This is a genomic window from Actinomadura rubrobrunea NBRC 15275 (assembly GCF_001552235.1).
Taxonomy (GTDB): Bacteria; Actinomycetota; Actinomycetes; order Streptosporangiales; family Streptosporangiaceae; genus Spirillospora; species Spirillospora viridilutea.
The window spans coordinates 1-3,291 of sequence record NZ_BCQU01000179.1 but is presented as its reverse complement, the minus strand read 5'-3'; the positions used below and the strand labels follow the sequence as shown (position 1 = coordinate 3,291).

2 protein-coding genes are annotated in these 3,291 nt (G+C 75.2%); both read left to right on the top strand.

All coding sequences use genetic code 11. The features are described 5' to 3' along the window. Window positions 1-1,776: condensation domain-containing protein (locus AR3_RS28725; protein ID WP_245637943.1), on the top strand; the 1,776-nt coding region annotated here is incomplete at its 5' end. After that, on the top strand, window positions 1,773-3,291 hold a 1,519-nt coding region (locus AR3_RS28720; protein ID WP_245637942.1), incomplete at its 3' end, for a condensation domain-containing protein. The genes AR3_RS28725 and AR3_RS28720, both read left to right, overlap by 4 nt.

Sequence of the window (3,291 nt, the reverse complement as noted above, 5' to 3'; positions counted from 1 at the left end):
ACGCCGCAGGAAGAGGTCCTGGCCGGGCTGTTCGCCGAGGTGCTGGGGCTAGAGCGGGTCGGGGTCGACGACGGGTTCTTCGATCTGGGCGGGGACTCGATCATCGCGATCCAACTGGTGGCGCGGGCCCGGCGGGCCGGGCTGGTGATCTCCCCGCGCGAGGTCTTCCAGCACCAGACCGTCGAACGCCTCGCGGCCATCGCCCGACCGGTCACCGACGACGACACGGTCGAGAACGAACCGCCCGGCTCCGGGGTCGGTCCCGTGCCCGTCACGCCGATCATGGCGTGGCTGCGGGAGCGGGTCGGCGGCGACGCCGCCCTGATCAGCGGGTTCCACCAGTCCGTGCTGCTGCGCACCCCCGCCGGCCTCGGCCTGGACCGGCTGACGGCCGCATGGCAGACGGTGGTCGACCACCACGACATGCTCCGGCTCCGCCTCGACGTCGACCTGGACAAGGACGAGGACAAGGACAGGGACGAGGACAGGGACGGGGACGGAAACGGACAAGGGGAATGGCGGCCCGTCGTGCGGCCGGTGGGCGACGTGCGGGCCGACGACCAGGTCGTCCGGGTGGACGCGGCGGGGCTGGACGCCGACAAACTCGGCGCCGTCATCACCGAGCAGGCCCTGGCGGCGCGCGACCGGCTCGACCCGCGGACCGGGGCGGTCGCGCAGCTGGTGTGGTTCGACGCGGGCCCGGCGCAGGGACGGCTGCTGGTGATGCTGCACCACCTGGTCGTGGACGGGGTGTCGTGGCGCGTCCTGCTGCCGGACCTGGTGACCGCGTGGGCGGGCGGCGCGCTGGAGCCCGTCGGGACGTCGTTCCGGCGCTGGGCGCAGCGGCTCACCGCCACCGCGTCCGACCCGGCACGCGCCGAGGAGCTGGACACGTGGCTCGACATCGTGGAGGGCCCCGAGCAGCGCATCGCCGACCGCGCCCTCGACCCGCGCGTGGACATCGCGGCACGGGCCAGGTCGCTGTCGCTGCGCCTGCCCGCCGACGTGACGGGGCCGCTGCTCACCGACGTGCCCGCCGCCTTCCACGCCCGCGTCGACGACGTGCTGCTCACCGGGCTCGCCCTGGCCGTCGCCCAGCACCGGAAGCGGCGGGGCGGCCGCGGCACCAGCGTCCTGATCGACGTCGAAGGGCACGGCCGCGACGACGCTCTCCCCGGTGTGGACGTCACCCGGACGGTCGGCTGGTTCACCTCGATCCACCCCGTCCGCCTGGACCCGGGGCTCGTCGACCCGGCCGAGATCCGCGCGGGCGGCCCGGCCCTCGGCGCCGCGCTGAAGAAGGTCAAGGAGCAGCTCCGCGAGATCCCCGGCAACGGCATCGGCTACGGCCTGCTGCGGTACCTCGACCCGGCGGCCGCCGAGGAGCTGGCCGAACCGCCGTCCGCGCAGGTCGCGTTCAACTACCTCGGCCGCGTCGCCCCCGGCGACGAAGGCGCCGACTGGAGCCTGGCGCCCGAGGAGACGCCGCCCGGCGAGGACCCGCGCATGCCGATGGCGCACGTCCTGGAGGTCAACGCGGTCACCCGGGACCTGCCCGGCGGCCCCGAGCTGTCCGCCACGTGGACGTGGCCGGACCGGCTGCTCGCCGAGGACGAGGTGCGCGAGCTGGCCGAGGCGTGGTTCACCGCGCTGCGCGGCCTGGCCGCGCACGTCGCCGGCGGGTCGGCCGGCGGCTTCACCCCCTCCGACCTGCTGGTGGACCTCGACCAGGGAGAGATCGACAAGCTCCAGGAGGCATGGAGGAGGCGGCGGTGACCCGGTCCGACCTGGAGGACATCCTGCCCCTGGCGCCGCTGCAGCAGGGGTTCTTCTTCCACGCGCTGCACGACGCCGAGGCGTCGCCGGGCACGGGCGGAACGGACGTCTACACCGCCCAGCTCGTCCTCACCCTGGAAGGGCCGCTCGACGCCGGCGCGCTGCGGGCCGCCGCCGGCACGCTGCTGCGCCGCCACCCCAACCTCCGCGCCGCGTTCTGGCACGAAGGGCTGAGCCGCCCCGTCCAGGTGATCCCGCGCCGCGTCGAGACGCCGTGGGAGGAGATCGACCTCGGCGGCGCCGCCGACCCGGACGCCGAGGCCGCGGCCGTCGCCCGGCGCGAACGCGGCCGCCCGTTCGACCTGACCGACCCGCCGCTGCTGCGGTTCGTCCTGCTCCGGCTCGGACCGCTGCGGCACAGGCTCGTCCTCACCAACCACCACATCCTGCTGGACGGCTGGTCCACGCCGCTGCTGGCCACCGAGCTGTTCGCGCTGTACGCGACGGGCGGCGACGACACCGGGCTGCCGCGGCCCGCCCCCTACAAGACCTATCTCGCCTGGCTCGCCCGGCAGGACCGCGACGCCGCGGCGCGCGCCTGGCGAGACGCCCTGGCGGGCGTCGACGGCCCGACCCTGGTGGCGCCCGAGGCGGCCGGACGGCCCGCGACGCCGCCGCGCCGCGCCGAGATCGAACTGGACGAACGGCTGACCCGGAGGCTGACCAGGCTGGCGCGCCGGCACGGCGTCACGCTCGGCACCGCCCTCCAGGGCGCCTGGGGCCTGCTCGTCGCCCACCTCACCGGGCGCGACGACGTGGTGTTCGGCGCGGCCGTCTCGGGACGCCCCGCCGACCTCCCGGACGTCGAGTCGATGATCGGGCTGTTCGTCAACACGGTGCCGGTGCGGGTGCGGGCCCGGCCGGCGGACTCCTTCGCGGCCGTCCTCGAACGCATCCAGGACCAGCAGGTCGAACTGCTGCCCCACCAGCATCTCGGTCTCACCGATATCCAGCGGGCGGCCGGGGACGGCGCGGTCTTCGACACCGTGACGGTCCTGGAGAACTACCCGTACGACCCGTCGTCCACCGGAGAGTCGGTCAACGGCGTGCGGGTGACCCAGGTCGACTCCTACGACGCGACGCACTACCCGCTGTCGCTCGCCGCCGTGCCCGGCCCCCGGCTGACCCTGCGCCTGTACTACCGGCCCGACCTGTACCGGCCGGAGGACGCCGACCGGCTGCTCGGCCGCCTGCGGCGGCTCATCGAAGCGTTCGTCGAAGACCCCGGACGGGCCGTCGGGCGGGTCGAACTCCTCGACGGGGACGAGCGCCACCGCGTCCTCACCGTGTGGAACGACACCGCGGGCGCCGTCCCGGACGCCACGATCACCGGGCTGTTCGAGGCGCAGGCCGCCGCGCGTCCCGACGCGCCCGCCGTCATCGACGGGGACACCGTCCTCACCTACGGCGAGCTCGACGCGGCGGCGAACCGGCTCGCCGACGTGCTCGCCGCCC